A 26,103-nucleotide genomic window follows, 5' to 3' on the forward strand; every position below is an offset into this window, starting at 1 on the left:
CCTCTGGCCGGACGTTGGCCGGGTATAGAACGTAGCTGCGGAACGAGGTGCCTGGGGATGGCAAGGCCTACGGGGAGTCGCACGCAGGAGCAGCACGTCGCCGATCGCGATCTGCTGGGGACCTATCTGGCCGAGATCGGCCGGGTCCCGCTGCTCACGGCGGAGGAAGAGGTTGAGCTCGCCAAGCGGATAGAGGCGGGACTCTTCGCCGAGCAGCTGCTCGACAGCGGGGGCTCGGAGCCGCGGATCGGGGATGCGGCCGACGAGGAGCTGGAGCGGCTGGCCATCTCGGGCCAGCGCGCGAAAGACGAGTTCATCCAGGCCAACCTGCGCCTGGTGGTGGCGGTGGCCAGGAAATACTCGGGGCGGGGGATGCCACTGATCGACTTGGTCCAGGAGGGGAACCTGGGGCTGGTCCGCGCCGTGGAGAAGTTCGACTATCAGCGGGGATACAAGTTCTCGACTTATGCGACGTGGTGGATCCGGCAGTCGGTGGGGCGGGCCATCCACGAGCAGGCCCGGCCGGTGCGGCTGCCGACCCATGCGGGGGAGCAGATGACCCGGTTGATGCGGGTGCGCCGGGACATCCTGGCCGAGTTCGACGCCGAGCCCACCGACGACGACCTCGCCGAGATCCTGGACCTGCCGATCGAGCGGGTGCGCGAGCTGCGGCGGTGGGCCTCCGACCCGGTGTCACTGCAGCTCGGGGTGGGGGACGAGGACGAGACCGAGCTGGGCGACATGATCGCCGACGAGACGTGGGCCGATCCCGAGCAGCAGGCCATCGACATCCTGGAGCGGGAGCGGCTGGACCAGTGGCTGACCGGGCTTGAGGGCGAGACCTGCGAGATGCTGCGCTGGCGCTACGGGCTGGTGGACGGGCGCGAGCACACGCTGACCGAGGTGGGCGAGCGCTACGGCATCGGGCGTGACCGCGCCCGCAGGATCGAACGCGACGCCCTGGCCCGCCTGCGCAAGATGGCCACGGCCGCCGCCTGACCCGAGGCCGCACCGAGCCCGGCCCGCGATCGCGGCGGCCGGGCTCGTGGGCGTCGCCTCCCCGCCGAGCCGGGTCACACCAGGGGCGTGAGGTACTTGTCCAGGTCGTCGAGGATCTTGCCCGCGGCCGTGACCCCGATTCCGGTCATCCAGATCTCGTCGTCCACGTTGTAGGCGCGTCCCGCCTTGACGGCCTTGAGGTTCTGCCAGAGCGGCCCGGCGGTCACCTCGGCCTGCGACTTGGCGGCCTCCTCGCCGAACGCGCTGTAGAACAGGACGTCCCCGTCGCCGTCGGCGAGGTTCTCCTGGCTCAGCTTGGTGAAGCGCCTGTCGTCCTTGCCCTCCAGGAGCTGCACCTCGGGCCGGGGGATGCCCGCGTCGCCGAGGACGATCCCGCAGAAGGAGTCGGGGCCGTAAATGCGGATCTCGGTGGGCCGGAACCGTACGACGCTCACCTTGAGCCGGCTGAACTTGGCGCCCACCTGCTTGGCCCGCGTCTCGTAGGCGGTCAGCAACTGCTGGGCCTGGTCCTTCTTGCCCAGGGCCTCGGCGTCGAGCAGGAAGTTCTCCTTCCAGGTGATGCCGACCCGCTCGGTGAACACGGTAGGCGCGATCTTGCTGAGCTTGTCGTAGTACGACGCCTGGCGGAACTTGGAGCCGAGGATGAGATCCGGCTTGATCGCCGCGATGGCCTCAAGGTTGGGCTGAGTGAGGGTGCCCACGCTCTTGACGCCCGACAGCGCCGAGCCGAGGTATTCGGGCCAGGTCTGGTTGTCCTCCGCCTGCGCCGCGCCGACGGGGGCGAGCCCGAGCGACACCATGCTGTCAAGTTTGTCCGAGTCGAGGACCACCACGCGCTTGGGCGTCATCGGCACCTTCGTCTCGCCCATGGCGTGCTTGACGGTCCTGGTGGGACCGGCGTCCTGGGAGCCGGTGGAGGTGCCGCAGGCGGCGAGGGAGAGCAACGGGAGCATGGCGGCGATGGCCAGGCGTAGGCGCATGGGGATTCCTTGATCTCTTAGGTTAGGCAAGCCTAAGTATCGCATGCTCTTTCCAGCCCGTCCGGAAGGGGATCAGTGATGGCTCCGAAACTCCGCGGAAACACCAGTCCGGCGAGATTCACGAATGTGAAACACGCCTGGTCGAGCCACGAAACCCCGGGCGAACACGCTGTGGCCACACGTCACACGTAAGGGAGGGTCGCGTCGTGAAGATCGACAGCGGCACCACAGCCTGGATGCTCGCGGCCACCGCACTGGTGTTGCTGATGACTCCGGGCCTAGCGTTGTTCTACGGGGGCATGACCAGGGCCAAGAGCGTCCTCAACATGATGATGATGTCCTTCGGCGCCATCATCACCGTAACCATCGCCTGGGTGCTGTTCGGGCACTCGCTCGCGTTCACCGACAATCCCAGCTCGGCGATCAACAACATCGTCGGCGGGTTCGACGCCCTGGGCCTGCAGAGCCTGGTGGACACCGCCACCAAGGACGACGGCACCGGCATGCCGAGCCTGGTCTTCTCGGCCTTCCAACTGACGTTCGCCATCATCACCGTCGCCCTGATCAGCGGCGCGATCGCGGACCGGGCGAAATTCGGGGCCTGGATCGTGTTCAGCGTCATCTGGGCGACGATCGTCTACTTCCCGGTCGCGCACTGGGTGTGGGGCACCGGCTGGCTCAACACCATGGGCATCGAGGACTTCGCCGGCGGCACGGTGGTGCACATCAACGCCGGTGCAGCGGCCCTGGCCCTGGCCCTCGTCCTGGGCAAACGCCACGGCTGGCGCAAGGAGCCGATGCGGCCGCACAACCTCACGCTGGTGCTGCTCGGCGCGGGGCTGCTGTGGTTCGGCTGGTTCGGCTTCAACGCCGGCTCCGAGCTGGCCGTGGACGGCACGGCCGCGCTGGCGTTCATGAACACGCAGATCGCCACCGCGATGGCCGCCGGGGCCTGGCTCATCGTGGAGAAGCTGCGTGACGGGCACGCCACCAGCCTCGGCGTCGCCTCCGGCGCGGTCGCCGGTCTGGTCGCCATCACCCCCGCCTGCGGTTTCGTGGACCCGTGGGCCGCGCTGGTCATCGGCCTGCTGGCCGGCGCGATCTGCGCCTACGCCGTGGGCCTGAAATACCGGCTGGGCTACGACGACTCCCTCGACGTGGTCGGCGTGCACCTGGTGGGTGGCGTCATCGGCGCCGTCTCGCTCGGTTTCCTGGCCGCCTACCCCTTCCTGCCGCAGCAGAGCGAGGGCCTGTTCTACGGCGGCGGCCTCGGCCAGCTCGGCCTGCAGGTGCTCGGCCCGGTCGCGGTCGGCGGCTACTCCTTCGTCATCACCTGGATCCTGGGGAAGATCATCGACAAGACGATGGGCTTCCGGGTCTCGACCGAGGAGGAGGTCACCGGCATCGACGTCACGACGCACGCCGAGACCGGCTACGACCTCGGCACGGTCTACGCCTCCGGCGTGACCTCCGCCAACGCTGCCGCCCCGGCCCAGAATCAGCAGCCGGCCCAGCAGAAGCCGGCCCAGAAGAAGGTGGACGCATGAGGCTCATCACCGCGATCATCAAGCCCTTCAAACTCGATGACGTGAAGGCCGCGCTGGAACAGTCCGGTGTCAAGGGAATGACGGTCAGCGAGGCGAGCGGCTACGGTCGCCAGCGCGGCCACACCGAGGTCTACCGCGGCGCCGAATACCAGGTCGACCTGGTACCGAAGGTGCGGCTGGAGGTGCTCGCGGAGGAGGACGACGCCGAGGACGTGATCGACGTCATCGTCAAGGCCGCGCACACCGGCAAGATCGGCGACGGCAAGGTCTGGTCCGTCCCGATCGACACCGTCATCCGGGTACGCACGGGAGAGCGAGGTCCGGACGCCCTGTGACGGAGCTCGGGACCACAGCAGTGACCGGACGCCCTGTGACCGGAGCCCGGCGAGAGGGCGCGGCAGTGACCACACGTCCCGTGACGGAGCCCGGCGTGGGCGTGGCAGTGACACGTCCCGTGACGGAGCTCGACGAAGGGGCACGGCAGTGAGGGGTGAGGCCCGCTCGTTCGCCGCGGCGCGCAAGGAGCGGACCGCCGATCTCGACCGCTGGCTCAAGGACCTCTTCCGGACGGCGAGCGACGGCGAGCACGTCTCACTGGTCGCCGTCGGCAGCCTGGGCCGGGGTGAGCCGGCCCCGGGCAGCGACCTGGACCTGGTCCTGCTGCACAACGGCCGGGCCGACGTGGGCCGGGTCGCCGACCGGATCTGGTATCCGATCTGGGACTCGGCCGTCAGCCTCGACCACTCGGTACGCACGGTGGAAGAGGCGGTGGCCGTCGCCCGGCAGGATCTGAAGGCCGTGCTGGGCCTCATCCAGGCCCGGCACGTGGCCGGCGATCCCGAGCTGACCAGGAAGGCCAGGGAGGCGGTGCTGGCCGAGTGGCGGGCCGACTCCCGGCGCCGGCTGGGCGAGCTGCGTGCCGCCGCCGACAAGCGGGCCCAGGTCAGCGGCGAGCTGGCCTTCCTCCTCGAACCCGATCTCAGGGACGGGCGCGGCGGGCTCCGCGACGTCCAGGCCATGCAGGCCGTGGCGGCGGCCTGGGTCGCCTCGGCCCCGGGTCCCCGGGCGCGGGAGGCGTACGAGTTCATCCTCGACGTGCGGCACGCGCTGCACGTCGTCACCGCCCGCGGCACCGACCGGCTGGTGCTGCAGGAGCAGGACGCCGTGGCCGGGCTGCTCGGCCTGCTCGACGCCGAGGCGCTGATGCGCCGGCTGGCCGAGGCCGGCCGGACGATCACCCATGCGTTCGACGCCACCTGGCGGACCGTTGACAGGCTGCTGTCAGGCCCCGCTCCCCGAGGCCGCCGCCCGCTGGCGGACGGCGTGGTCGAGCACGGCGGGGAAGTGGTGCTGGCCCGGGGCGTCAACCCCCGCAGGGATCCCGTCCTGGTGCTGCGTGCCGCCGCCGCGGCGGCCGACTCGGGACTGCCGCTGGCCCCCGCCACGGTGTCCGTCCTGGCTGCCCAGTCGCCACCGATGCCGGTGCCGTGGCCCGAGGAGGCACGGGACGCGCTCGTGTCGATCCTCGGCGCGGGCCGCGCCGCCGTGCCCGTGTGGGAGGAGCTCGACCAGGCGGGCATCCTTGTCAAGTTGCTCCCTGACTGGGAGCGCGTACGCCACCGTCCTCAGCGCAATCCGATCCACCGGTTCACGGTCGACCGCCACCTGATCGAGGCCGCCGCGAACGCCGCCAGCCACACCCGCGAGGTCTCCCGTCCCGACCTCCTGCTGATCGCGGCGCTCCTGCACGACGTCGGCAAGGGCTGGCCCGGCGACCACTCCGCCACCGGCGAGGTCGTGGTACGCGACATCGCCACCCGCATCGGCCTGCCCGCGGCGGACGTGGAGACCCTCGCCACCGTCGTACGCCACCACCTGCTGCTGCCCGAGACCGCCACCAGGCGGGACCTGGACGACCCGGTCACGATCGAGAAGGTCGCCGGCACCGTCGGCTCGCGGGAGGTGCTCGACCTGCTGGCAGCGCTGGCGGTGGCCGACGGCCACGCGACCGGCCCCGCCGCCTGGAACGGCTGGAAGGCCGGGCTGGTGGCCGACCTCGTCCGCCGGGTCAGGTCCGTACTGGCCGGCGCGCCGCCGCCGCAGCCGCCGACCCTGTCGCCCACGCAGGCCGCGCTGGCCCGGCACGGCGGCGGCGCCGTCCGGGTCAACGGCGGAGCGGTCACGGTCGTCGCCCCCGACCGGGTGGGGCTGCTGTGGAGCGCCGCCGGGGTGCTCGCCGCCCACCGGTTGGTCGTCCGCTCGGCCTCCGCCGCGTCGGCGGGGTCCACGTCGGTGATCGAGTTCTCCGTGATCCCGGAATTCGGGTCCCCGCCGGACCCCGCCACACTGGAGTCCGATCTCCGTCTCGTCCTTGCTGGCCGCCTTGACATCGAGCAGAGATTGGCACGTCGTACGCGATCTTTGCGGCCGCCCCGGGTGCCCGTGGCCCCACCTCGCGTAACGCTGGTCGACGACGCCTCCGCGACCGCCACCGTAGTGGAAGTCAGAGCCCATGACAGGCCGGGACTCCTGTGGCGGATTGGGCGGGCGTTCGGGGAATGTGGTCTTGACGTGAGGGCCGCTCGCGTAGAGACTCTCGGCGCGGAGGCGGTGGACGTCTTCTACGTTGTGGATCGCGCCGGTCGCCCCCTCAGCGACGGCATGCAGAGGGCTCAAGTCCGCGATCAAGTGCTAGCCGCACTGCGATAACCAAAGGCACACGACTGCCGGTCACATTTGTAACGATTGTGCCCGAATTGCCGGTTAAGTCGGGAGCTCCGGATACCTTGTGGACGGCTTGAGGACCCGTTGCGGGACGGGATGATTGAGGGGTTGCGGTAGCAGTGACGACGGCGAACTCGGACAGCGGCCACGCCGCCAGACGGGACCGCGGCAAGCGGTCGCTGCCACGACTCAGCCTGCGCAACTGGCGCGTGAGGTGGCGGCTCACCGCGCTCATCCTGGTGCCGACCATCGTCGGCGTCGTGCTCGGGGGAGCACGGGTGGTGGCCTCGGTCGACAGCATCGCCGCCTACGACCGGACGGCCACCGCGGCCGAGGTGGCCGGCCGCATCCGCGATCTCGTGCAGGCGCTCGGGCTGGAGCGTGACACCAGCGGCTGGATCGGCGCCTCACGCGCGGTCCGCAAGACGCTCGCCGGGCCGCTCAAGGAGCGCGAGGCGGCCGTCGACACCCTGACCAAGGCCGTGAACTCCGACTTCGACCTGCTGGACGACTCCTACGGCCCGCGGGTCGTCAGAGCCGTCGAGCAGGCCAGGTACGACCTGAGCCGGCTGGCCAAGATCAGGACCGAGGGCCAGGCCGACACCAGCCGCTACGACCTGCTCGCCGACAGCCTGCTCAAGCTGCACGACGAGCTGAGCCTGCTGTCCGACGACTCCGAGATCATCGGCCAGTTCCGCGCTCTGAGCGCGCTCGCGGCGGCCAAGGAGGAGATCTCCCGGCAGCGCGTCCAGCTGCTGCAGGCCTCGTACAACCCCAACCGGGTGGACGCCAAGGAGGTCGAGCTCTTCATCGCCTCCAACGCCCGCCAGCAGAGCGACATCGCCACCGTCGGCGCGGAGGCCGGCGTCGAGGCGGGCACGGAGCTGTCCAAGCTGCTCACCTCCAAGAACGAGTACATCAACGTCCAGCTGACCAAGTCCCGCGCGATCACGCTGGCCAGCGGCCGGGCGCCGGGCGCGCGGATCACCGACAACCTGATCTCGGCCACGGGCAGCCGCGAGCAGTGGTTCGACGACAACACCGCCAGTATCGACGTGCTGCACGGCCTGGAGCGGGAGCTCGCCGACAAGGTGAACCTGCGCGGCCAGGAGCTGCGCCAGTCCGAGATCCAGAGCGCGGCCATCATCGGCGGCGTGATCCTGGCCCTGCTGCTGATCGTGCTGGTGCTCACCGTGGTCATCGCCCGGTCCATGGTCGGCCCGCTGCGGCGGCTGCGCACCGAGGCGCTGGAGATCGCCGGTTTCCGGCTGCCCGACGTGGTGCGCCGGCTCCGGGTCAGCGGCGAGGCCGGCGCGGGCGAGGTGCAGCCGATCGAGGTCAAGGGCAACGACGAGATCGGCGAGGTCGCCAGGGCCTTCGACCAGGTCCACCGGCAGGCGGTGCGGCTGGCGGGCGAGGAGGCCGAGCTGCGCAGCAACATCAGCTCGATGTTCGTCAACCTCTCACGCCGCACCCAGACGCTGGTCGAGCGGCAGATCTCGCTGATCGACGGCCTGGAGAAGGGCGAGCAGGACGGCGCCCGGCTGTCCGACCTGTTCAAGCTTGACCACCTGGCCACCCGCATGCGCCGCAACTCCGAGAACCTGCTCGTCCTGGCCGGCCACGAGGCCACCCGCCGGCGTAGCCAGCCGGCCAAGCTGGTCGACGTCGTACGCGCCGCGCTGTCGGAGGTCGAGGGCTACGAGCGGGTCCAGGTCAAGGTGCACCGCGGCACCTCCGTACTGGGCAGCGCCGCGAACGACCTGGTCCACCTGGTCGCCGAGCTGGTCGAGAACGCCATCCAGTTCTCCCCGAGCAGCTCCCAGGTCCACGTCACCAGCAGTCTCGTCGAAGGCGGCGGCGCGCTGCTGTCGATCAGCGACACCGGCATCAGCATGACGGAGGACGAGCTCGCCGAGGCCAACCGCCGCCTGGCCGAGCCGCCCGTGGTGGACGTGTCGGTCTCCCGGCGCATGGGCTTGTTCGTGGTCGGCCGGCTGGCCTTGCGCCACGGCATCCGGGTGCAGCTCAGGAGGGGCGAGGGCGCCGGGCTGATCGCCATGGTGCTGCTGCCGCCCAGGCTGACCAGCGACGGCACGCAGCAGCCGATGCCGCAGCGGCCGGCGTTCGGCGGCGGGACCGTGCCCAGCCAGGCGGGACCGCCGGTCCAGAACGGTACGTTCCGGTCGTTCGGCAGCTTCGACTCCTTCGACGGCACCCGGCCGCGGCCAGGGAACGCCCCCTCGCTGCCCTTCGAGACCCCACCGGCCACGCAGCAGGGCCAGGGCGGGCCCGGCACGTTCGACAGCCGGCCGGAGGGGCCGGGGACCCCCGACAGCGGGCCGGGTGGCCAGGGCACGTTCGACAGCGCGCCGGGCACGCCCCGGCCGGTGTTCGGGACGTTCAACACCGATTCAGGGCGCGGGCTCCAGGGCTTCACCGCCGACACCGACGGCGGCTCGTACCGCAGGCGACAAGCCTCGTTCGACTCCGGGGCCTACCCCTCGTACCCGGGCACGGGCTCTTTCGCATCCGGAAATGGCGCGTTCCAGTCTCCGCCCTCGTACGGCACCAACGAGGTGCGCGTGCCGGAGCCGCCGCCCTCGGTCGAGGTGTCGCCGATGGAGCCGGAGCGGGAGGAATACCTGCCGATCTTCGCCGCGGTGGAGTCGGCCTGGTTCCGCCGGCCGCCCGCGGAGCCGGCCGAGCCGGCCGCTGATCCGGCCGTGGGGCCCGCGCAGCCGCATCACGGAGGTGAGGGGCGGTCCGCGCAGGCCGTACCCTCTGGGGAGGAAGCCTGGCGGACGGCCGCCGACGCCGGTTGGCGCGCGGCGGCCGCGGCCAGTGAGCCGAGCCTCGGCGGCGTCACCGCCGCCGGGCTCCCCAAACGCACCCCCAAGGCGAACCTGGTTCCCGGCTCGGCGAGTCAGCCCGCGCAGCAGCAACAGCAGCCGCAACGGCAGTCGCCGGCGCCTCCGGTCTCAGCGGACCGGATGCGCAGCCGGATGGCCAGCTATCAGCAGGGCGTGCGACGGGGCCGCCAGGAAGTACGTCGACAGGAGGAACAGAGTGAGTGAGCGTCCCGTCGGGGAGGATGCGTGACAACCCTTAGCTATGAGGCGAACAAGTTCGACTGGCTGATCACCGACTTCGTACGCAACACGCCCGGAGTCGCGCATGCCGTCGTCGTGTCGGCGGACGGCCTGTGCCTGGCGACCTCGGAAGGGTTCCCGCCGGACCGGGCGGACCAGCTCGCCGCGGTCTCGGCGGGCCTGTTGAGCCTGACCGTGGGAGCCTCCAGGGTGTTCGAGGGCGGCGCGGTGACGCAGACCGTCGTCGAGATGCAGCGCGGCCTGCTCCTGGTCATGGCCATCAGCGACGGCTCCGTGCTCACGGTGCTGGCGGGCCCGGACTGTGACATGGGCCTGGTGGCCTACCAGATGACCTTGTTGGTGGACAGAGCGGGACAGGCGCTCACGCCGGCCCTGCGCGCCGAACTGCAGGCGGCCAGGACTCGGTGATGTGATGGAACTGATGGGAGCGGGCCGTGTACGGCGCTGACGGGACAGAGGAAGAGGAGCCCCTGTTCCGTCCTTACGCGGTGACGGGCGGCCGTGCAGAGCCGCGCTATCACCTCGCGATGGAGACGTTGATCTCGTCGATGTCGATCCCGGACGACGAGATGGCCATGCTCACCCCAGAGCAGGCGGCCATCATGCAGCTGTGCAGGACGTTCCGGTCGGTCGCCGAGATCTCGGCCCTGCTCCGCGTCCCGCTGGGTGTGGCCAGGGTGCTCGTGGCGGACATGTCAGACGAAGGGCTCGTCCGCCTGCACCAGCCACACCTCAGCCAGGGGCAGCCAGACCTCAACATGCTCGAAAGGGTGCTCAGTGGACTACGCAGGCTCTAGCCCCGGGCTCACCTCGACGAAGATCGTGGTGGCGGGCGGCTTCGGCGTCGGCAAGACGACGTTCGTGGGGGCGGTGTCCGAGATCCTCCCGCTCACCACGGAAGCGGTGATGACCGACGCGTCCGCTGGCATCGACGACCTCGCCATGACGCCGACTAAGCAGACCACCACCGTGGCCATGGACTTCGGCCGGTTGTCGCTCGATCGCGACCTGATCCTCTACCTGTTCGGCACCCCCGGGCAGCACCGGTTCTGGTTCATGTGGGACGACCTGGTGCGGGGCGCCATCGGTGCCGTGGTGCTGCTCGACACCCGGCGGCTGGCCGACAGCTTTCCGGCCATCGACTACTTCGAGGAGGCCAAGCTGCCGTTCGTGGTCGGCATCAACGGCTGGGACGGGCAGTTCCCGCACTCCGACCAGGAGGTCAGGGAGGCGCTGGCGCTCTCGCCGTACGTGCCGATCGTACGCACCGACGCCCGCAACCGCGAGTCGGTCAAGGCGACGCTGATCTCGCTGGTCGAGCACGTCGTACGCCTGCGCGCCGCGCCGGTGCACTAGCCCGGGGCATTCTCGCGGGCCGGTCGGTCCTCCGGGTAGAGCGCGACGACCGGGATGATGCGGTCCGTCCCCTCCTGGTACGCGGCGAAGGCCGGATCGATGGCGGCCTGCCGGGCGTACATGTCACGCCCGAGCAGCGGCGGATGTTCGTGGACACCCTGCCGGCCTACGAGCGGGCGCTGTCGGGCGGCTGAGGCGTACGGTGTACCGTACGCACTGTGACCGTGGAGTATTCGGGCAAGGGCGACCCGGCGCGCAGCCTGGCGCTGTTGTGGCGGACCAGCGAGCGGGCCAGCCGCAAGGGCAGGCCGGAGCTGAGCGTCGATCGCATCGTGCGGGCCGCCATCGAGGTGGCCGACGCCGAGGGGCTGGCGGCGCTGTCCATGCGCCGGGTGGCCGAGCGGCTGGGCGTGGGCACGATGTCGCTCTACACGTACGTGCCGGGCAAGCCGGAGCTGCTCGACGTCATGCTGGACACCGTCTACGGCGAGACCGCGAGGCCGCAGGACGTGCCGGGCGGCTGGCGGGCCCGGCTGGAGCAGATCGCCAGGGAGAACTGGGCCCTCTACCGGCGCCACCCGTGGCTGCTGCAGGTGGCGGCGAGCCGCCCGGTGCTCGGCCCCAACTTCACCGCGAAATACGACTACGAGCTGCGTGCCGTGGACGGCATCGGCCTGTCGGACGTGGAGATGGACTCGGTGATCACCCTGGTCGGCGGCTTCGTGCACGGGGCGGCCCGGGGCGCGGTGGAGGCCGAGCAGGCCGAGAGCCGGACGGGCATGACCGACGAGCAGTGGTGGAGCTCGCACGCGCCCTTCCTCGCGATGATCTCCGACGCCACCCGCTTCCCCACGGCCGCCAGGGTCGGCCGGGCGGCCGGTGAGGCGTTCAACGCCGCCTACGACCCCGGCCACGCCTTCGAGTTCGGCCTGCAGCGGGTGCTCGACGGCGTCGAGGCCTTGGTGAACAGCCGCCGATGACGGCGGCTCACCGCCTCCGCGCCCGCCCCGAACGCCGCGCGACGGAGTTCACTTCAGTCGGAGACGACCGGCCGCTGGTGCCGGTGGAACTCCACGGGCTCGGGGGGCAGCGGGGTGTCGCCCCGGATGAGGTCGGCGGCCTTTTCAGCCAGCATCATGACCGGGGCGTAGATGTTGCCGTTCGTGACGTAGGGCATCGCCGAGGCGTCCACGACGCGCAGGCCGTCGAGCCCGTGGACGCGCATCGTGCCGGGATCGACGACGGACATCTCGTCCACCCCCATCCTGGAGGTGCAGGAGGGATGCAGCGCGGTCTCCCCGTCGCGGGCCACCCAGGCCAGGATCTCCTCGTCCGTCTCCACACCGGGGCCCGGTGACAGCTCGCCGGCGTCCAGGTCGGCCCAGGCCGGCTGGGCGAGGATCTGCCGCGCGTGCCTGATGGCCTCCACCCACTCCCGGCGGTCCTGTTCTGTGGACAGGTAGTTGAAGCGAAGCGCGGGCTTCTGGCGCGGATCGGCGGACGTGACGCGGACCGAGCCCCGGGAGTCGGAGTACATCGGGCCGATGTGCACCTGGTAGCCGTGGCCGCCCGCCGGGGCCGAGCCGTCGTAGCGGACCGCGATCGGCAGGAAGTGGAACATCAGGTTGGGATAGGCCACGTCGTCGTTCGAGCGGATGAAGCCGCCCGCCTCGAAGTGGTTCGTGGCCCCGGGGCCGTGCCGGAAGAACAGCCAGTCGGCGCCGATGAAGGGGCGGCGCCACATCGCCAGCGACGGTTGCTGCGAGACCGGCTGCTTGCAGGCGTGCTGGACGTAGACCTCCAGGTGGTCCTGGAGGTTCTCGCCGACGCCCGGCAGGTCGTGCACGACCTCGATGCCCAGCGGCTCCAGCAGCGCCCGCGGGCCGACCCCGGAGACCTGGAGCAGCTGGGGGGTGTTGACGGCGCCGCCGCACAGGATGACCTCGCCCGCCTCGATCCGCTCCCCCTGGCAGAGCACGCCCACGGCCCGGGTCCCGTCGAAGAGGATCCGCTCGACGAACGCCCGGGTCCTGATCCGCAGGTTGCGGCGCCGGCGCACCGGATGGAGGTACGCGCGGGCCGCGCTGAGCCGGCGGCCACGATCGATGGTGCGGTCGAAGGCGGCGAAGCCCTCCTGGCGGTAGCCGTTCACGTCGTCGGTCAGCGGATGGCCGGCCTGCTGGACCGCCGCGAAGAAGGCGTCGAAGAGCGGGCCGCGGGCCGGGCCGCGTTCGAGCTTCAGCGGCCCCGCGCCGCCGCGGAAGTCGGTGCCGGGGTCGGCCAGGCAGTTCTCCATGCGCTTGAAGTAGGGCAGGCAGTGCGCGTAGTCCCAGCTCTCCATGCCGGGGTCGGCGGCCCAGCGCTCGTAGTCCAGCGGGTTGCCGCGCTGGAAGATCATGCCGTTGATGCTGCTGGAGCCGCCCAGCACCTTGCCGCGGGCGTGGTAGATCCGCCGGCCGTCCATGAACGGCTCGGGCTCCGACTCGTACTTCCAGTCGTAGAAGCGGTTGCCGATCGGGAACATCAGCGCGGCCGGCATGTGGATGAAGACGTCCCACCGGTAGTCCGGCCGGCCCGCCTCCAGCACCAGGACCGACGTCGACGGGTCGGCGCTCAGCCGGTTGGCCAGGGCGCAGCCGGCCGAGCCGCCGCCGACGATCACGTAGTCGAACCTCAACGCGGGATCCAGTCCTTCCACACGATCTCGTTCTCGTCCACCCAGCGCTTCGCCGCCTCTTCCGCGGGCAGCCTCTCGTTGATCATGTCACTGGCGACGCTGTTCTGGTCGTCGTTGGTCCAGTTGAAGTTGCGCACCAGCTCGTACGCCGGCCCGCCGGTCTCCGCGAACCGCCGGCTGACGATCTTGTCCAGCAGGTAGGGCGGGTAGTCGCAGGCGACCTTGGCCGCGTCGTTGTCGCAGCCCACGGCGTAGGCAGGCAGCGCGATCTTCACCAATTTGACCTTCGTGAACAGCCATTGCGGCTCGTAGAAATACATGAGCAGCGGCCTGCGGTTCTTCGTGGCGGCCTCGGCGGCTTTGATCAACGCGTCCTCGCTACCGGAGTAGACGACCCGGTAATTGAGCCCCAGGTTCTTGACGAGAGCCTCGTCGTTGGTGACGAATGTCGGATCGCCGTCCAGCACTTGTCCGGCATTTCCGGACTTTTCGGTCCGGAAGAGGCGGGCGTACTTATTCAGGTTTCGGTAGTCCGTAATGTCTGGATATTTCTTGACCATCCACTCAGGGACGTACCAGCCGATCACTCCCTTGTTCCCGGTGAGTCCGGCCGACAACGCCACCTTCCGCTTCTCGATGTACTCCTGCTTCAAGTCGTTGTGACCCCAGTTCTCCACGATCACATCGACCTTTCCGGACTCGAAGTCCTTCCAGGAGTCCGCCTCCTTCATGGTGCGCGTCTTCACCTCGTAGCCGAGCTCGTGCTTGAGCAGGTAGGCCATGACGGCGGCCTGGGCCTCGTAGCCCACCCAGGCGTGGATGTCGATGTTGACGGTGCCCTTGGCCCTGGCGGTCGTTGTGGGCTCCCCGCTGGAGCAGGCGGTCAGCAACAGGGCCGCGACCAGCGGCCCGACGAGCGTCTTCGGTGGGGTCATGATGAGGTCTCCACGGCGGCGGGCCCCGGGAGGTCCCCGGAGGCCCGCGGCCGAGACGGGGTCACTTGGGGATCCAGGCCTGCCACTTGGCGGTGTTGGCGTCCAGCCACTTCTTGGCGGCCTGCTCGCCGGTCATGCCGTTGTTGGTCATGTCGTCGGACACGGCGTTCTGGTCCTCGTTGGTCCAGGAGAAGTTCTTGACCAGCTCGTACGCCTTGCCGCCGGTGTCGGCGAACTTCTTGCTCACGATCTTGTCGAGGTCCATCTCCGGGTAGTCGCAGGCGACCTTCTTCGGGTCGGCGTCGCAGCCCGGGGTGTAGGCGGGCAGGTTGACCCGGGCCAGCTCGATGTCGCTGAACAGCCAGTGCGGGTCCCAGAAGTAGAACAGCAGCGGCTTCTTCTGCTCCTGCGCCTGCTGGGCGCTCTTGATCAGGGCCGCTTCGCTGCCGCCGACGACGACCTTGTAGTTCAGCTTGAGGTTCTTGATCAGGGCTTCCTCGTTGCTGACGTACGACGGGTCGCCGAACAGTAGCTGGCCCTTGTCACCCGACTCCGAGGTCTTGAACAGGTCGGCGTACTTGTTGAGGTTCTTGGAGTCGGTGATGTCGGGGTGCTCGTCGGCCATCCACTTGGGGATGTACCAGCCGATGACGCCCTTGTTGCCGGTGGAGCCGGCCTCGACCGCGACCTTCTTCTCCTCGATGAACTGTTTCTTCAGGTCCGGGTGGCCCCAGTTCTCGATGATGACGTCGACGTCGCCGGTCTCGAAGCCCTCCCAGGAGAGCTGCTCCTTGATCTCGGGCATCTCCACGTTGTAGCCGAGCTCGTTCTTGAGCAGGTAGGCGACGACGTTCGCGCTGGCCTCGTACCCCACCCAGGGGTTGATCGCGATCTTCACGGTGCCGGCGGCGGCGCTGCTTGCGCCCGCCTGCGGTGGCGCGGAGCTGGAGCCGGCGGTGTCGACCGTGGCTCCGCCGCAGCCCACAGCGGCGAGCCCGAGGGCGAGCAGGCCTGCGAGCAGGCGAATCTTCATATGAACTTCCTTTTTCGGGGGGAAGGGCGCCTGTCGGCGCCTTGCGTGATGCGATCGAGCATGACGCCGAGGAGCACGGTCGCGATGCCCGCGACGAGGCCCAGGCCGAAGTCGGTCCGCTGGGAGAACCCGACGACCACGTCGTAGCCGAGCGCGCCCGCGCCCACCAGCCCGCCGACCACGACCATGGCCAGGGTCATGACGATGCCCTGGTTGGCCGCGAGCAGGATCGCCCGCCTGGCCATCGGGAGTTGGACCTTCCACAGCAGCTGGCCCCGGGTGGAGCCGGCCGCGGTCGCGGCCTCGACGACGGTGCCGGGCACCGCCTTGATACCGTCCTCGACCAGGCGTACCACGGGTGGCACGGCGTAGATGATCGAGGCGAAGATCGCGGTGAACCGGGTGGTCCCGAACAGCGCCAGCGCCGGCAGCAGGTAGACGAAGGCCGGCATGGTCTGGGCGGCGTCCAGGATGGGCCGCTGCACGGCGGAGAAGCGCGGCGAGCGGGCCGCCGCCACCCCCAGCAGCAGGCCGATCAGCAGGGTGACCAGCACCGCGACGGCGACCGTGGTCATCGTCTGCATGGCGTGCTCCCAGGTGCCGAGCAGCGCGATGGCCAGCAGGCAGCCCAGCGCCGTCAGGGCCGGGCGCACGCCGCTCACCCGCCAGGCCACGGTCAGCACCGCCAGCGCGACCAGCCACCAGGGGGCCGAGGTGAGCAGGGCCTGCAGGGGGTTCAGCAGAGAGTGGGAGACGAGGTCCTTGATGAACGTCGTGACCGCGTACCAGTTGCTCTCGGCCCAGTGGACGGCGTCGTTCACCTGGGCCACGAAGTTGACCGTGAGGTTCTCCGGCCAGGTCCGGGGGAGTACGGGGATGAGCGCGAGCCCGGCCACCGCCAGCACGCCCGCGACGGCGAGGTCGCCGCGCCCGATCCTCGCGTGCGGTTCCTTGTGAGCCACGGCTGTGAGCGTGCGGTCCAGCACCACGGCCATGATCACGATGGCCACACCGGCCGGGAGCATGATGCCGACCTGCGCCCGCGACAGGCCGCCGAGGATCTCGCCGCCCAGGCCGGGGGCCGCGATCAGGTTCGCGATGACGACCATGGACAGGGCCATCATGATGGTCTGGTTCACCGCCAGCGCCATCGTGGGCCTGGCCAGCGGCAGGTGCACCTTGAACAGCGTCTGCCAGCGGGTGGCGCCCAGCGAGGCGGACGCCTCGACGGCCGTGGGGGAGACCTGCGAGATGGCCAGCGCGGTGATGCGGATGGCGGGCGGGATCGAGTAGATCATGGTCGCGATGGCCCCGGCCGGCGCTCCGATGTGGAAGAACAGCGCGAGCGGCGCCAGGTACGCGAACGTCGGCATGATCTGCATGACGTCCAGCACCGGCGTGATCGCCCGGCGCGCCCGGTCCGACAGCCCGGCCCAGACGCCGAGCGGGATGCCGATCGCCAGCGACAGCAGCACCGCGACCCCGACCAGGGCCAGCGTGTCGACGCTCGACTGCCACAGCCCCAGCACGCCGAACGCGCTCACCCCCGCGATCGCCAGTGTGCCGGTGCGCCAGCCGCCCGCCAGCCAGGCCAGCGCGCCCATGACGCCGATGAGGCCGGGCCAGCCGAGCGCGTACATGACGGTCTGGAACAGGTCGTAGAGGGAGCCGACGAAGAGCCGGATGTAGTTGAGGAAGTACAGGAAGAGCGGGTTGTCGTTGCGGTGGTCGTCGATCCACTCGCGCAGGTCGGTGACGGCCAGGAACTGCGGCGCCTCCTTGTCGTGCGGCAGCGTCCCGGTGCCGCGGAAGACCAGGTACGCCACCACGAACAGCGCCGCCACCCCGGCCGGGGCCGCCCACTTCGGCAACCGCAGCCCGGCGGGCGTGCTGACGGCCGTCGTGCTCATGTGCCCGCCCGCGGCGCTCGGGTGAGGGCGGTGCCGTTCCGCGCGCCCGCTCCGGTGTCCGCGCCCGACAGGAAGCTCAGCAGGTCCACCCGGTCCACCACGCCCACCAGCTCATCGCCGGCCACGACCCGGATCGGCCGGGAGGAGGCGGAGGCGGCCCCGACGGCGTCCTTGATGATCGTGGTGACCGGCAGCGCCGGACCGTCCAGCGGCTCGCCGGGCTCGGGGTCGCGGCAGAGCCAGCGCAGGGTCAGCACGTTGCTCCTGGGCACGTCGCGGACGAAGTCGGCCACGTAGTCGTCGGCCGGCGCGCCCACCAGCTCCTCGGCCGTGCCGAGCTGCACGATCGCGCCGGCCCGCATGATCGCGATCCGCTCGCCCAGCTTGAGCGCCTCGGACAGGTCGTGCGTGATGAACACCATCGTCTTGCCGACCTCGCGGTGCAGCCGGATGACCTCGGCCTGCATGTCGCGCCTGATCAGCGGGTCGAGCGCGCTGAACGGCTCGTCGAACAGCATCACCTGCGGCTCCACGGCCAGCGCCCGGCCCAGGCCCACGCGCTGCTGCATGCCGCCGGAGAGCTGGTCGGGGTAGGCCTCGGCGTAGCCGTCGAGGCCGACGAGGGAGAGGATCTCGGCGGCCCGCGCGTGCCTGGGGGTCCTGGCGACGCCCTGGATCTCCAGGCCGTAGGCCACGTTGTCGATCACCTTGCGGTGCGGCAGCAGGCCGAAGTGCTGGAAGACCATGCTGACCCGGTGGCGTCGGATCTCGCGCAGCCGGGTGGGGGAGGCGGCGCCGATGTCCTCACCGCCGATCCTGATCTCGCCGGCGGTGGGCTCGACGAGCCGGGTGAGGCAGCGTACGAGGGTGGACTTGCCGCTGCCCGACAGGCCCATGACCACGAAGACCTCGCCGGGGCGTACCTCGAAGCTCACGTCACGGACGGCGGCGGTGCAGCCGGTCTTCTCCCTCAGCGCGGCAGGGTCGAGGAGTCTGTCGTCGCTGTCCAGCACCTTTCGCGCCCGGGATCCGAAGATCTTCCAAAGACCCGCAACAGCGATTGCCGCGCTGTCGGGAGAAACCCCCACACCCGCCTCCTCGATTGACGTCGCTCAACATATGTCCGGAATCCCGGAAATCTCAACGCTGTGACCTTCCGGAGATCGGGGTGCGCCTCAGGCGTTACGTGCTTTGGAACGAGCTAACCTCTCATATCCGGACATTGCTCTTGTTGGGGGTTTATTTCACGCGCGATAGCCCCCACAGATGGAGCTCCAGGTTCTCTCCCAGGAGTCACATGGCGTAAATTCTGTCGCGTTATGTTCGGGTAGCCTCCTCTTCATGGGATGTGTTCCAATTACCCGCACTTGCTGATTTCTCCAAGGAGTCACAGCCCCCTCATATACGCCGATTCGGGCGAGGTGTGTTCGGTGAGTACAGAGTTGGGCGAGAGGCAGGCCAGTGAAGGCAACTGGCGCCTGCGCAATTGGCGCGTCCGCGCGCGCCTCATCGCCCTCATCCTGATCCCCACAGCCGCCGCCGTGCTGCTGGGTGGGATCCAGGTGCTCTCCTCGATGTCCGCCGCGGGCGACTACGCGCGTACCAACCAGTTCGCCCGCCTCACCGCGGAGCTGGGGGAGCTGACCCACCTGGTGTCCGCCGAGCGGGCCATGACCGCGTGGTTCATCGCGCGGGGCCGCCCGGCGAACGGGCTGGGCGAGGTGCAGGCCCAGATGGACCTGGTGGACGAGGCCGCCGACCGGGTACGCGGCATCGCGCGGCCCCTGCTGAACGACGTCACCGGCCGTACCGAGGACCAGATCGAGAACCTGCTCAGCCGCCTGGACGACCTGGGTGGCCTGCGCGAGCAGGCGCTCAAGGCCAGCCTGCTGGCGGGACCCGCGGTCGAGCTCTACACGACGGTCATCGGCGACCTGTTGTCCACGCACAACGAGCTGGTCGTGGGCAGCACGGACGACGAGCTGTTCCGCCAGACCCGCATGCTGGACGCGCTGGCCCGGGTCAAGGAGAGCGTCTCCTACCAGCAGGCGCTGGTCACCGTCGTCCTGGTCGGGGGAGCCTTCGACCAGGACCAGCTCAAGCGCTTCCTCGGCGAGCAGTCCAAGGAGGCCAACGAGCGCCGCGGCTTCGCCACCGAGGCCACCGCCGAGGAGCGCCGCCTCTTCGACGAGGCCGTCAACGGCAGATCCGCCGACCGCATGCTGTTCCTGCGCGAGCTGGTGCTGATCCGGGCCACGAACGGGCTGCCGCTACGCGGCCTCGACCTGTCCAGGAGGGACGACGCCAGGGAATGGTTCGACGCCTCCACCGTGGTCGTCGACTCCATCCGCGGGATCGAGCAGCGCCAGGCCCAGGGCATCGTGGCGCGCAGTGAGGCGCTCAGCGCCGACGAGCGGCAGCGGGCGATCATCACGGCCATGGTCGTGCTGGCACTGCTCGTGGCCGTCCTGCTGATCACGACCGGGGTGGCCAGGTCGCTCGTGCGACCGCTGCGCAGGCTGCGCGGCGAGGCGCTGGAGATCGCCGGCCGGCGGCTGCCCGACTTCGTCCAGCACCTGCGGGAGGCACGCGAGGGCGAGGTCCACGCCGAGGTCCCGCCCATCGGCATCTTCTCCAAGGACGAGGTGGGCGAGGTCGCCCGCGCCTTCGACGAGGTGCACCGCGAGGCGGTCCGGCTGGCGGGCGACGAGGCGCGGCTGCGCAGCAACGTCAACGCGATGTTCGTCAACCTGTCCCGGCGCAGCCAGACGCTGGTCGAGCGGCAGCTCACGCTGATCGAGCGGCTGGAGCGCGGCGAGCGCGACGACGCCAGGCTGGGTGACCTCTTCAAGCTCGACCACCTGGCCACCCGCATGCGCCGCAACTCGGAGAACCTGCTCGTCCTGGCCGGCCAGGAGGCCGCCCGCAAGTGGAGCGAGCCGGTCGAGCTGATGGACGTCGTGCGGGCCGCGCTCGGCGAGGTCGAGAGCTACGACCGGGTCAGCATCCAGGTGCAGTCCGACGTCGCCGTGGCCGGCCAGGCCGTCACCGACGTCGTCCACCTGCTGGCCGAGCTGGTGGAGAACGCCGCCTCCTTCTCCTCGCGGGACACCAAGGTCGTCATCTCCAGCAGCCGCATCGACGGCGGCGCGCTGATGCTGTCGGTCACCGACCACGGGATCGGCATGAGCCTGGAGGAGCTGGCCGAGGCCAACTGGCGGCTGGCCAACCCGCCCGTCGTGGACGTGTCCGTGTCACGGCGGATGGGGCTGTTCGTGGTCGGGCGGCTGGCGCTGCGGCACAACATCAGGGTGCAGCTGCGGCGGCAGGACATCGGCGGGCTGACCGCCATGGTGCTGATCCCGTCCATGCTGCTCACCGAGGTGCCGGGCCCGATCCCCGGGCAGGCGCAGCGGATCAGGGTGCCCAGGCAGCCCGGTCCGGCGGCGCCCTCCTTCGGCCCGCCCCCCGGGACCCCGCCGGTCGCGCCCTTGCTCCCCAGCGGGCATCCGTCGTTCGACGGCGCGCTGGCGGCTCCCGAGCCGTCGTCCTGGTTCCAGTCGTCGCAGTCGCACTCGATCGAGCTGCCGCCGCCGGACCTGTCCGCGCCGGGGGATTCGTATCCCTCGTTCGCCACGTCGGGCGAGCCGTCGTACCCCTCCTTCGCCACGCCGGCCCAGGCGCCGTCCAAGGACGAGTTCCTGCCCATCTTCGCCGCGGTGGAGGAGAGCAGCTGGTTCACCAAGTCGGCGCCCACGGCCGACCACCGCGAAGAGCCGTGGTCCTCGCCCGCCGACCAGGGCTGGCAGGCCGCAGGAGCGGCCCAGGAGCCGGCGCAGAGCGGCACCACGAACTCCGGCTTGCCCAAGCGCACACCACGGGCGAACCTGGTACCGGGCACCGCCAACCCGAAGCCGCCGCCCGTCCAAGCTCCTCCGCCGTCCCCTGATCGGCTGCGCAACAGGCTGGCCAGCTACCAGCAGGGCGTGCGCAAGGGCCGTGCCGAGCTAGAGGAGGACTCATGAAGGAGCTGAGCCAGGCGGCCAGAGACATCAACTGGCTGGTCAGCGGCTTCGTCGAGGAGGTCCCGGGCGTGGCGCACGCCGTGGTCGTCAGCGCCGACGGCCTGCCCATGGCCTTCTCCCGGGGTTTCCCGCAGGACCGCGCCGACCAGCTGGCCGCCATCGCGGCGGGGCTGGTCAGCCTCACGCAGGGGTCCGCGCGGGTGTTCGAGGGCGGCGGGGTCACCCAGACCCTCATCGAGATGCAGCGCGGGCTGCTCCTGGTGATGTCGATCAGTGACGGGTCCTGCCTGGCCGTGCTGGCCGCGCCCGACTGCGACATGGGCCTGGTCGCCTATCAGATGACGATCCTGGTCGAGCGGACCGGACAGGTGCTCACGCCCGCCGTACGGGCCGAGTTGTCCGCCCGCCCGATGGACTCGCAGCGTAATGGCGCCCGGTGGACAGGGTGATGGGAGCAGACGGTGGCATCGTGGCATAACGGGGAGCCGGAGCCCGAGCGAAGCTCGCTCGTCCGGATGTACGCCGTCACCGGCGGCAGGACCACACCACGTACGGACCTCGCCATGGAAGCGCTGGTATCGTCGGCCACATCGGCACAACTCGGTACTACCTACACCCGGGAATACCGCGCGATCAGCGAGCTGTGCCGGCAGGTCCGCTCCGTGGCGGAGATCTCGGCACTGCTGAGTGTCCCCCTGGGAGTGGCGCGCGTGTTGATCGCCGATATGGAAGCGGATGGGTTGGTCAGGGTGTACCAGCCGCAGCTCGAGGCAGGCCTGCCTGACAGGAGCCTGCTTGAAAGGGTGCTGAGTGGACTTCGCAGGCTCTAGCCGCCTCACCTCCACCAAGATCGTCGTAGCCGGCGGATTCGGTGTGGGGAAGACCACGTTCGTGGGTTCCGTGTCAGAGATCATGCCGCTGACCACCGAGGCGGTGATGACCGACGCCTCGGAGGGCATCGACGACCTCGGGCTCACGCCCGGCAAGACCACCACCACCGTGGCCATGGACTTCGGGCGGCTCTCGCTGGATCAGGAGCTGATCCTCTACCTGTTCGGCACGCCGGGGCAGCACCGGTTCTGGTTCATGTGGGACGACCTGGTGCGGGGCGCGATCGGCGCCGTGGTGCTGGTGGACTCGCGGCGGCTGGCCGACAGCTTTCCCGCCGTGGACTACTTCGAGAACTCCGGCTTACCCTTCGTGATCGGGCTGAACGGCTGGAACGGGCAGTTCCCGCACATCGAGAGCGAGGTGCGGGAGGCGCTCACGCTCTCACCGCACGTCCCCATCGTCCGTACGGACGCGCGGGCACGCCAGGCGGTCAAGAACACGCTCATCACGCTCGTCGAACACGCCCTGACCGTCCGCACCCACTGAACCGTCTCGCTCCCGGCGGGCCTGCCTACCGGCCCGACCACCAGTAGGCGGCGACCAGTTCGGCGACCAGCGTCTCCGTGAGCAGGGCCACGTCGGGGTCGCCGTCGTGCGCGTAGCGGATCGCGGCGGTGGCGTCCTTCAGCTCCGCGCCCACGGTGATCACCATGGAGCCGCGCTCGCGTACCCAGTCCATGGCCTGGGCGTCGTAGCGGGAGCCGGGGAAGAGCAGGGCGCGATAGTCGAGAGTCTTGGTCAGGTAGACGTCCACGTGCGACCAGTCGCCCGTCTCGCAGGCGTCGGCCGGGCGGCGCGGGCCCTCGCGCAGCATCAGGGCCGACTGCTCGGCCGAGGAGAGGCGTTCGGCGGGGGCGATGGCGTAGACGCCGTGCGGGCCGTCGAGCAGCTCCAGCGTCAGGGGCAGCCACTCGTCCCTGCGGTCCAGGAGGTCCTGCGTGGCCTCGGCCACCCGCCCGATCAGGGCGGTCACGTCGCGGTCCCGGCCGGTGAGCCGGGACTCCAGGGCCAGCAGCAGGGCCAGGGTGTGCTGGAACGTACGGCAGGCCACCCCGCCGGCCTCCTCGCCCGCGTGCATGGGGATCACCAGGTCGGCCGCCGCGGCGAGCGGGGAGTCGGGGACGTTGGTGAGGGCGGCCAGGAAGGCCGGGCCGTCCGCGTGGCGGGCCACGGCGTCCAGGGTCTCCCGGCTGGCGCCGGTGGCCGAGATCGGGACGACCAGGGTGTCCCTGGCGGCCGGGTACGTGGCCGCCGCGGAGGCGTACTCGGCGTGGGCGTCGATCCCGGCGGCACGCAGGCGCAGGGCGGCGACCCCGGCGGCGTACCGCGAGCTGCCCATGCCCAGGAACAGCACCCGGCCGATGTCCAGCGGCAGTCCCGCGAACGGATCCGCCGCGCGGAGGGCGTCGGCGAGGTCCGCCAGGGCCGCCGGCTTGGACTCCAGGTCGGTCAGGAAGAGCTCAGAATTCACGTGATGTTCTCCTCGGGGTACCAGGTGCGCAGCACGCCCATCGGGGCGTAGCGCCAGCGGGGGAGGTGGCGGGCGGCGTAGATGAGCTCGCGGCACTCCTGCTCCACCTCGAACGGGCGCAGCAGCGTCGCGTCCAGGAGGTCGGGCCGGTCCCGGTCCGCCAGGCGGGCCCGGTAGGCGGCGAGCATGGTGGTGCGGGCCGTGGCCGCCCAGGCCGCCGCCTGGGCCGGCGGGGTGGACCGGCGCAGGATCGCCACCTGGGCGACGTGCTCCAGGCTGGTGGCGAGCTGGGCCACGTCCCTGGCGGCCGGCTGGCAGGGGTCCGCGTCGGCGACTGTGGGGTTGCCATCGAAGTCGATCACGGCGTAACCGTCGCGCCACCTGAGGATCTGGCCGACGTGGAGGTCGCCGTGGATCCTGATGAGCGGGCTGGTGACGGGGGTGTCCAGGGCCGCCAGCTCCCGCCTGAGAAGCTCGGCCCGGCTCGCCAGCCACGCGCCGGCCTCGCCGTCCGTCAGCTCCAGCGCCTCCCGCAACGCCGACTCCGCCCGGGCCGCCGCGCCCGTCACGACCGGAGGGACCGCGCCTCGGAGCCGGCCCGCGTCGTGAGCGGGCAGGGTGGACAGGGCGAGGTGGAGGTCGGCGGCCAGGCGGCCGAGGTCGCGGGCGAACGCGGTCGTGCCCGCCACGGCCTCGTCCACGCACCACTCCCAGCCGTCACGCGCCTGCGGCAGATAGCCCGTCACGATCGCCACCAGGTGCGCCACGCCGTCAAGGTCGCACGTCAGTGTCGCATAGGGTGGCGCCGTGTCGTTGAAGCCCGCCTCGGCGAGGTGGGCGAGGATCTCGGGAGCGGGATGGGGGAGAGGCACCGGCGGGTTCAGCCACTTGACCACCACCTGCTCGCCCACGACCACCGAGTGGTTGGTCTGGTCCACATGAGGTCCGAAGCCGCGTTCAGCTGGGACCCCAGTGTGGAGATCTCCGGGGGTGTGCGAGAAAGTGGGCAGCGGCCGGAACAGGCGTACGGCGAAGGGCGGCGGCACCTCACCCGCCATGAGCGTCAGGACGGCGGCGGTGAGGCCGCGATCCCGCGCGGTGAGGGGGTTCTCACCGAGAGAGATCACCCGGCGACGAATTGAATCCCAATTCAACAGGCGAACCAAACTTCCTGGTAGCAATGTTATAAAAAGTCTTGCTCATGTTGATTTGTACTGCAACACTCCTGCCTTGGTCTGCTGTGTCCGATAAGGTCGCGCGACCCCTGTTACAGCACAAATTTCAGAAGGAGTAGCGGCCGTGTCCCGTACCCGGTTCACCCGTCGTCTTCCGGTCGCCGTAACGGCGGCCGGCCTCGCGCTTGCCGTCGCGGCGTGCGGCGGTGAGTCGTCGACCAGCTCAGCAGGGGCGAATCCGGCGGCGGCGGACGAGCTCAAGCCCAACGCGGACCTGTCGAAGCAGACGCTCCAGGTGACGGTGTGGGACGGCTACATCCCCAAGGAGCTTCCCCAGATGGTGAAGGAGAAGCTCAAGGTCCAGGACCTGAAGATCGCCCTGCACGAAACCAACGAGATCGCGATGACCAAGCTCACCGCGCCCGGTGACAGCGGCATCGACGTGGCGTTCGTGTCCGGCCAGTACGCCCAGGCGCTCAACGAGATGGGCCTGCTGGAGCCGATCCACCCCGAGCTGATCCCCAACCTGGCCAACCTCTACCCGGAGGCCACCCAGCTCTCCTACGACAAGGGCAACAAGTACTCGGTGCCCTACACCTGGGGCACCACCGGCATCTGCTACCGCACCGACCTGGTGAAGGCCAAGCCGACGAGCTGGAACGACATTCTCAAGCCCGCGCCCTGGGCCGAGAAGAAGGTCACCATGATGACCACCGAGCGCTGGCTGGCCCTGCCCGCGCTCAAGGCGCTCGGCTACTCGGTCAACACCGACAAGGACGACGAGATCGCCAAGGCCAAGGACCTCCTCATGGCCCAGAAGCCGCACCTGCTCACCTACGACGACACCACGTTCGGTGACAAGCTGGTGGCCGGCGAGTCCGTCATGGCCGAGGCGTGGGACGGCTGGTGCCCGACCACGGACCCGAAGGGCAACATCGGGTTCGTGGTGCCGAAGGAGGGCAGCGACCTCTGGGTGGACACCATGGTGATCATGAAGTCCTCCAAGAACAAGGAGGCCGCGCACGCCCTGATCAACTACATCCTCGACCCCGAGGTCCACAGCTGGGCCGCCGCGAACATCAACTACAAGGTGCCCAACAAGGCCGCCATGGAGCGGGTGAAGATCCCCAAGGGCTCGCTGCTCGGCGTGAAGCCGGCCGACCTGCTCGACGGCGAGGCGATCATCGACCTGGGTCAGGCGTCCACCAAGTTCTCGCGCCTGTCGGAAGAAGTCACGGCCGGATAG

22 protein-coding genes and 1 pseudogene are annotated in these 26,103 nt (G+C 70.1%); 14 read left to right on the forward strand and 9 right to left on the reverse strand.

Annotation, left to right across the window (positions count from 1 at the left end; translation table 11 throughout):
- The first annotated feature begins 57 nt into the window (after positions 1–57).
- Positions 58–999 (forward strand): sigma-70 family RNA polymerase sigma factor, encoded by a 942-nt coding sequence (locus BLS95_RS25090; protein WP_090935793.1) that lies wholly within the window; start codon positions 58–60, stop codon positions 997–999.
- Between the two features lie 74 nt (positions 1,000–1,073).
- Here the strand turns inward: BLS95_RS25090 and BLS95_RS25095 are convergent, their stop codons facing one another.
- A complete protein-coding gene (locus BLS95_RS25095) occupies positions 1,074–2,000 on the reverse strand; it encodes an ABC transporter substrate-binding protein (protein ID WP_090935796.1) in 927 nt (308 codons plus the stop codon).
- A 206-nt stretch (positions 2,001–2,206) separates the two neighbouring features.
- On the opposite strand from BLS95_RS25095, the gene BLS95_RS25100 reads away from it, so the two are divergent.
- From BLS95_RS25100 to BLS95_RS25130, 7 genes and pseudogenes are all read left to right on the forward strand, one after another.
- The gene (locus BLS95_RS25100) at positions 2,207–3,547 is read left to right on the forward strand and encodes an ammonium transporter (protein ID WP_245765254.1); all 1,341 of its coding nucleotides are present in this window, start codon (positions 2,207–2,209) and stop codon (positions 3,545–3,547) included.
- Positions 3,544–3,882 carry a P-II family nitrogen regulator gene (locus BLS95_RS25105; RefSeq protein WP_090935798.1) on the forward strand — a complete coding sequence of 113 codons (339 nt, stop codon included), beginning with the start codon at positions 3,544–3,546 and terminating at the stop codon, positions 3,880–3,882. The genes BLS95_RS25100 and BLS95_RS25105 overlap by 4 nt, the downstream gene beginning before the upstream one ends.
- A 124-nt stretch (positions 3,883–4,006) precedes the next feature.
- Positions 4,007–6,256 (forward strand): annotated as a pseudogene (locus tag BLS95_RS25110) ([protein-PII] uridylyltransferase); the annotation flags it as partial.
- A 134-nt stretch (positions 6,257–6,390) separates the two neighbouring features.
- Positions 6,391–9,348, forward strand: coding sequence for a sensor histidine kinase (locus tag BLS95_RS25115; RefSeq protein ID WP_090935804.1), 2,958 nt, complete (start codon positions 6,391–6,393; stop codon positions 9,346–9,348).
- Positions 9,349–9,369: 21 nt separating this feature from the next.
- Entirely contained in the window at positions 9,370–9,792 is a 423-nt protein-coding gene (locus tag BLS95_RS25120) for a roadblock/LC7 domain-containing protein (protein WP_090935807.1), read from the forward strand.
- Between the two features lie 26 nt (positions 9,793–9,818).
- Positions 9,819–10,181, forward strand: a complete 363-nt coding sequence (locus BLS95_RS25125) for a DUF742 domain-containing protein (protein WP_090935810.1) — start codon at positions 9,819–9,821, stop codon at positions 10,179–10,181.
- A complete protein-coding gene (locus BLS95_RS25130) occupies positions 10,162–10,740 on the forward strand; it encodes a GTP-binding protein (protein ID WP_090935812.1) in 579 nt (192 codons plus the stop codon). Before BLS95_RS25125 ends, BLS95_RS25130 begins: the two co-directional genes overlap by 20 nt.
- Here BLS95_RS25130 and BLS95_RS59110 read toward each other — a convergent pair.
- Entirely contained in the window at positions 10,737–10,862 is a 126-nt protein-coding gene (locus BLS95_RS59110) for a hypothetical protein (protein WP_281250037.1), read from the reverse strand. The two genes, BLS95_RS25130 and BLS95_RS59110, sit on opposite strands and share 4 nt — an antisense overlap.
- A 96-nt stretch (positions 10,863–10,958) precedes the next feature.
- Here BLS95_RS59110 and BLS95_RS25135 point away from each other — a divergent pair, with 96 nt between their 5' ends.
- Positions 10,959–11,720, forward strand: a complete 762-nt coding sequence (locus BLS95_RS25135; protein WP_090935815.1) for a TetR/AcrR family transcriptional regulator — start codon at positions 10,959–10,961, stop codon at positions 11,718–11,720.
- A 53-nt stretch (positions 11,721–11,773) separates the two neighbouring features.
- Here BLS95_RS25135 and betA read toward each other — a convergent pair whose 3' ends face one another.
- From betA to BLS95_RS25160, 5 genes are all read right to left on the reverse strand, one after another.
- Positions 11,774–13,438 carry a choline dehydrogenase gene (gene betA, locus BLS95_RS25140; protein ID WP_245765255.1) on the reverse strand — a complete coding sequence of 555 codons (1,665 nt, stop codon included), beginning with the start codon at positions 13,436–13,438 and terminating at the stop codon, positions 11,774–11,776.
- Positions 13,414–14,352, reverse strand: coding sequence for an ABC transporter substrate-binding protein (locus BLS95_RS25145; RefSeq protein WP_090935822.1), 939 nt, complete (start codon positions 14,350–14,352; stop codon positions 13,414–13,416). Before BLS95_RS25145 ends, betA begins: the two co-directional genes overlap by 25 nt.
- A 61-nt stretch (positions 14,353–14,413) precedes the next feature.
- The gene (locus tag BLS95_RS25150; RefSeq protein ID WP_090935825.1) at positions 14,414–15,385 is read right to left on the reverse strand and encodes an ABC transporter substrate-binding protein; all 972 of its coding nucleotides are present in this window, start codon (positions 15,383–15,385) and stop codon (positions 14,414–14,416) included.
- On the reverse strand, positions 15,382–17,295 hold the full coding sequence (locus tag BLS95_RS25155) for an ABC transporter permease (protein ID WP_090935828.1): 1,914 nt from the start codon (positions 17,293–17,295) through the stop codon (positions 15,382–15,384). The genes BLS95_RS25150 and BLS95_RS25155 overlap by 4 nt, the downstream gene beginning before the upstream one ends.
- Complete coding sequence (locus BLS95_RS25160) at positions 17,292–18,308, reverse strand: quaternary amine ABC transporter ATP-binding protein (protein ID WP_342742760.1); 1,017 nt, start codon at positions 18,306–18,308, stop codon at positions 17,292–17,294. Before BLS95_RS25160 ends, BLS95_RS25155 begins: the two co-directional genes overlap by 4 nt.
- A gap of 417 nt (positions 18,309–18,725) precedes the next feature.
- On the opposite strand from BLS95_RS25160, the gene BLS95_RS25165 reads away from it, so the two are divergent.
- From BLS95_RS25165 to BLS95_RS25180, 4 genes are all read left to right on the forward strand, one after another.
- Positions 18,726–21,320: a nitrate- and nitrite sensing domain-containing protein gene (locus BLS95_RS25165; RefSeq protein WP_090936058.1), complete on the forward strand. Its 2,595-nt coding sequence runs from the start codon at positions 18,726–18,728 to the stop codon at positions 21,318–21,320.
- Positions 21,317–21,769 (forward strand): roadblock/LC7 domain-containing protein, encoded by a 453-nt coding sequence (locus BLS95_RS25170; protein WP_090935834.1) that lies wholly within the window; start codon positions 21,317–21,319, stop codon positions 21,767–21,769. The genes BLS95_RS25165 and BLS95_RS25170 overlap by 4 nt, the downstream gene beginning before the upstream one ends.
- A 66-nt stretch (positions 21,770–21,835) precedes the next feature.
- On the forward strand, positions 21,836–22,150 hold the full coding sequence (locus BLS95_RS25175) for a DUF742 domain-containing protein (RefSeq protein WP_245765256.1): 315 nt from the start codon (positions 21,836–21,838) through the stop codon (positions 22,148–22,150).
- Positions 22,131–22,697 (forward strand): GTP-binding protein, encoded by a 567-nt coding sequence (locus BLS95_RS25180; protein WP_090935840.1) that lies wholly within the window; start codon positions 22,131–22,133, stop codon positions 22,695–22,697. Before BLS95_RS25175 ends, BLS95_RS25180 begins: the two co-directional genes overlap by 20 nt.
- 25 nt (positions 22,698–22,722) lie before the next feature.
- Here the strand turns inward: BLS95_RS25180 and BLS95_RS25185 are convergent, their stop codons facing one another.
- Both BLS95_RS25185 and BLS95_RS25190 read right to left on the reverse strand, forming a co-directional pair.
- Complete coding sequence (locus BLS95_RS25185; RefSeq protein WP_090935843.1) at positions 22,723–23,682, reverse strand: SIS domain-containing protein; 960 nt, start codon at positions 23,680–23,682, stop codon at positions 22,723–22,725.
- Positions 23,679–24,809, reverse strand: a complete 1,131-nt coding sequence (locus BLS95_RS25190; protein ID WP_090935845.1) for a hypothetical protein — start codon at positions 24,807–24,809, stop codon at positions 23,679–23,681. The genes BLS95_RS25185 and BLS95_RS25190 overlap by 4 nt, the downstream gene beginning before the upstream one ends.
- A 172-nt stretch (positions 24,810–24,981) precedes the next feature.
- Here BLS95_RS25190 and BLS95_RS25195 point away from each other — a divergent pair, with 172 nt between their 5' ends.
- Positions 24,982–26,103, forward strand: a complete 1,122-nt coding sequence (locus BLS95_RS25195; protein ID WP_090935847.1) for a polyamine ABC transporter substrate-binding protein — start codon at positions 24,982–24,984, stop codon at positions 26,101–26,103.

The organism is Nonomuraea jiangxiensis (assembly GCF_900099965.1).
Lineage (GTDB): Bacteria > Actinomycetota > Actinomycetes > Streptosporangiales > Streptosporangiaceae > Nonomuraea > Nonomuraea jiangxiensis.

Bases quoted from the DNA above. Each gene is read 5' to 3' on its own strand.
- BLS95_RS25105 (WP_090935798.1), top strand. From the start codon at position 3,544: ATGAGGCTCATCACCGCGATCATCAAGCCCTTCAAACTCGATGACGTG.
- BLS95_RS25150 (WP_090935825.1), bottom strand. From the start codon at position 15,385: ATGAAGATTCGCCTGCTCGCAGGCCTGCTCGCCCTCGGGCTCGCCGCT.
- BLS95_RS59110 (WP_281250037.1), bottom strand. From the start codon at position 10,862: ATGTACGCCCGGCAGGCCGCCATCGATCCGGCCTTCGCCGCGTACCAG.
- BLS95_RS25155 (WP_090935828.1), bottom strand. From the start codon at position 17,295: ATGAGCACGACGGCCGTCAGCACGCCCGCCGGGCTGCGGTTGCCGAAG.
- BLS95_RS25170 (WP_090935834.1), top strand. From the start codon at position 21,317: ATGAAGGAGCTGAGCCAGGCGGCCAGAGACATCAACTGGCTGGTCAGC.
- BLS95_RS25145 (WP_090935822.1), bottom strand. From the start codon at position 14,352: ATGACCCCACCGAAGACGCTCGTCGGGCCGCTGGTCGCGGCCCTGTTG.
- BLS95_RS25175 (WP_245765256.1), top strand. From the start codon at position 21,836: ATGTACGCCGTCACCGGCGGCAGGACCACACCACGTACGGACCTCGCC.
- BLS95_RS25095 (WP_090935796.1), bottom strand. From the start codon at position 2,000: ATGCGCCTACGCCTGGCCATCGCCGCCATGCTCCCGTTGCTCTCCCTC.
- BLS95_RS25090 (WP_090935793.1), top strand. From the start codon at position 58: ATGGCAAGGCCTACGGGGAGTCGCACGCAGGAGCAGCACGTCGCCGAT.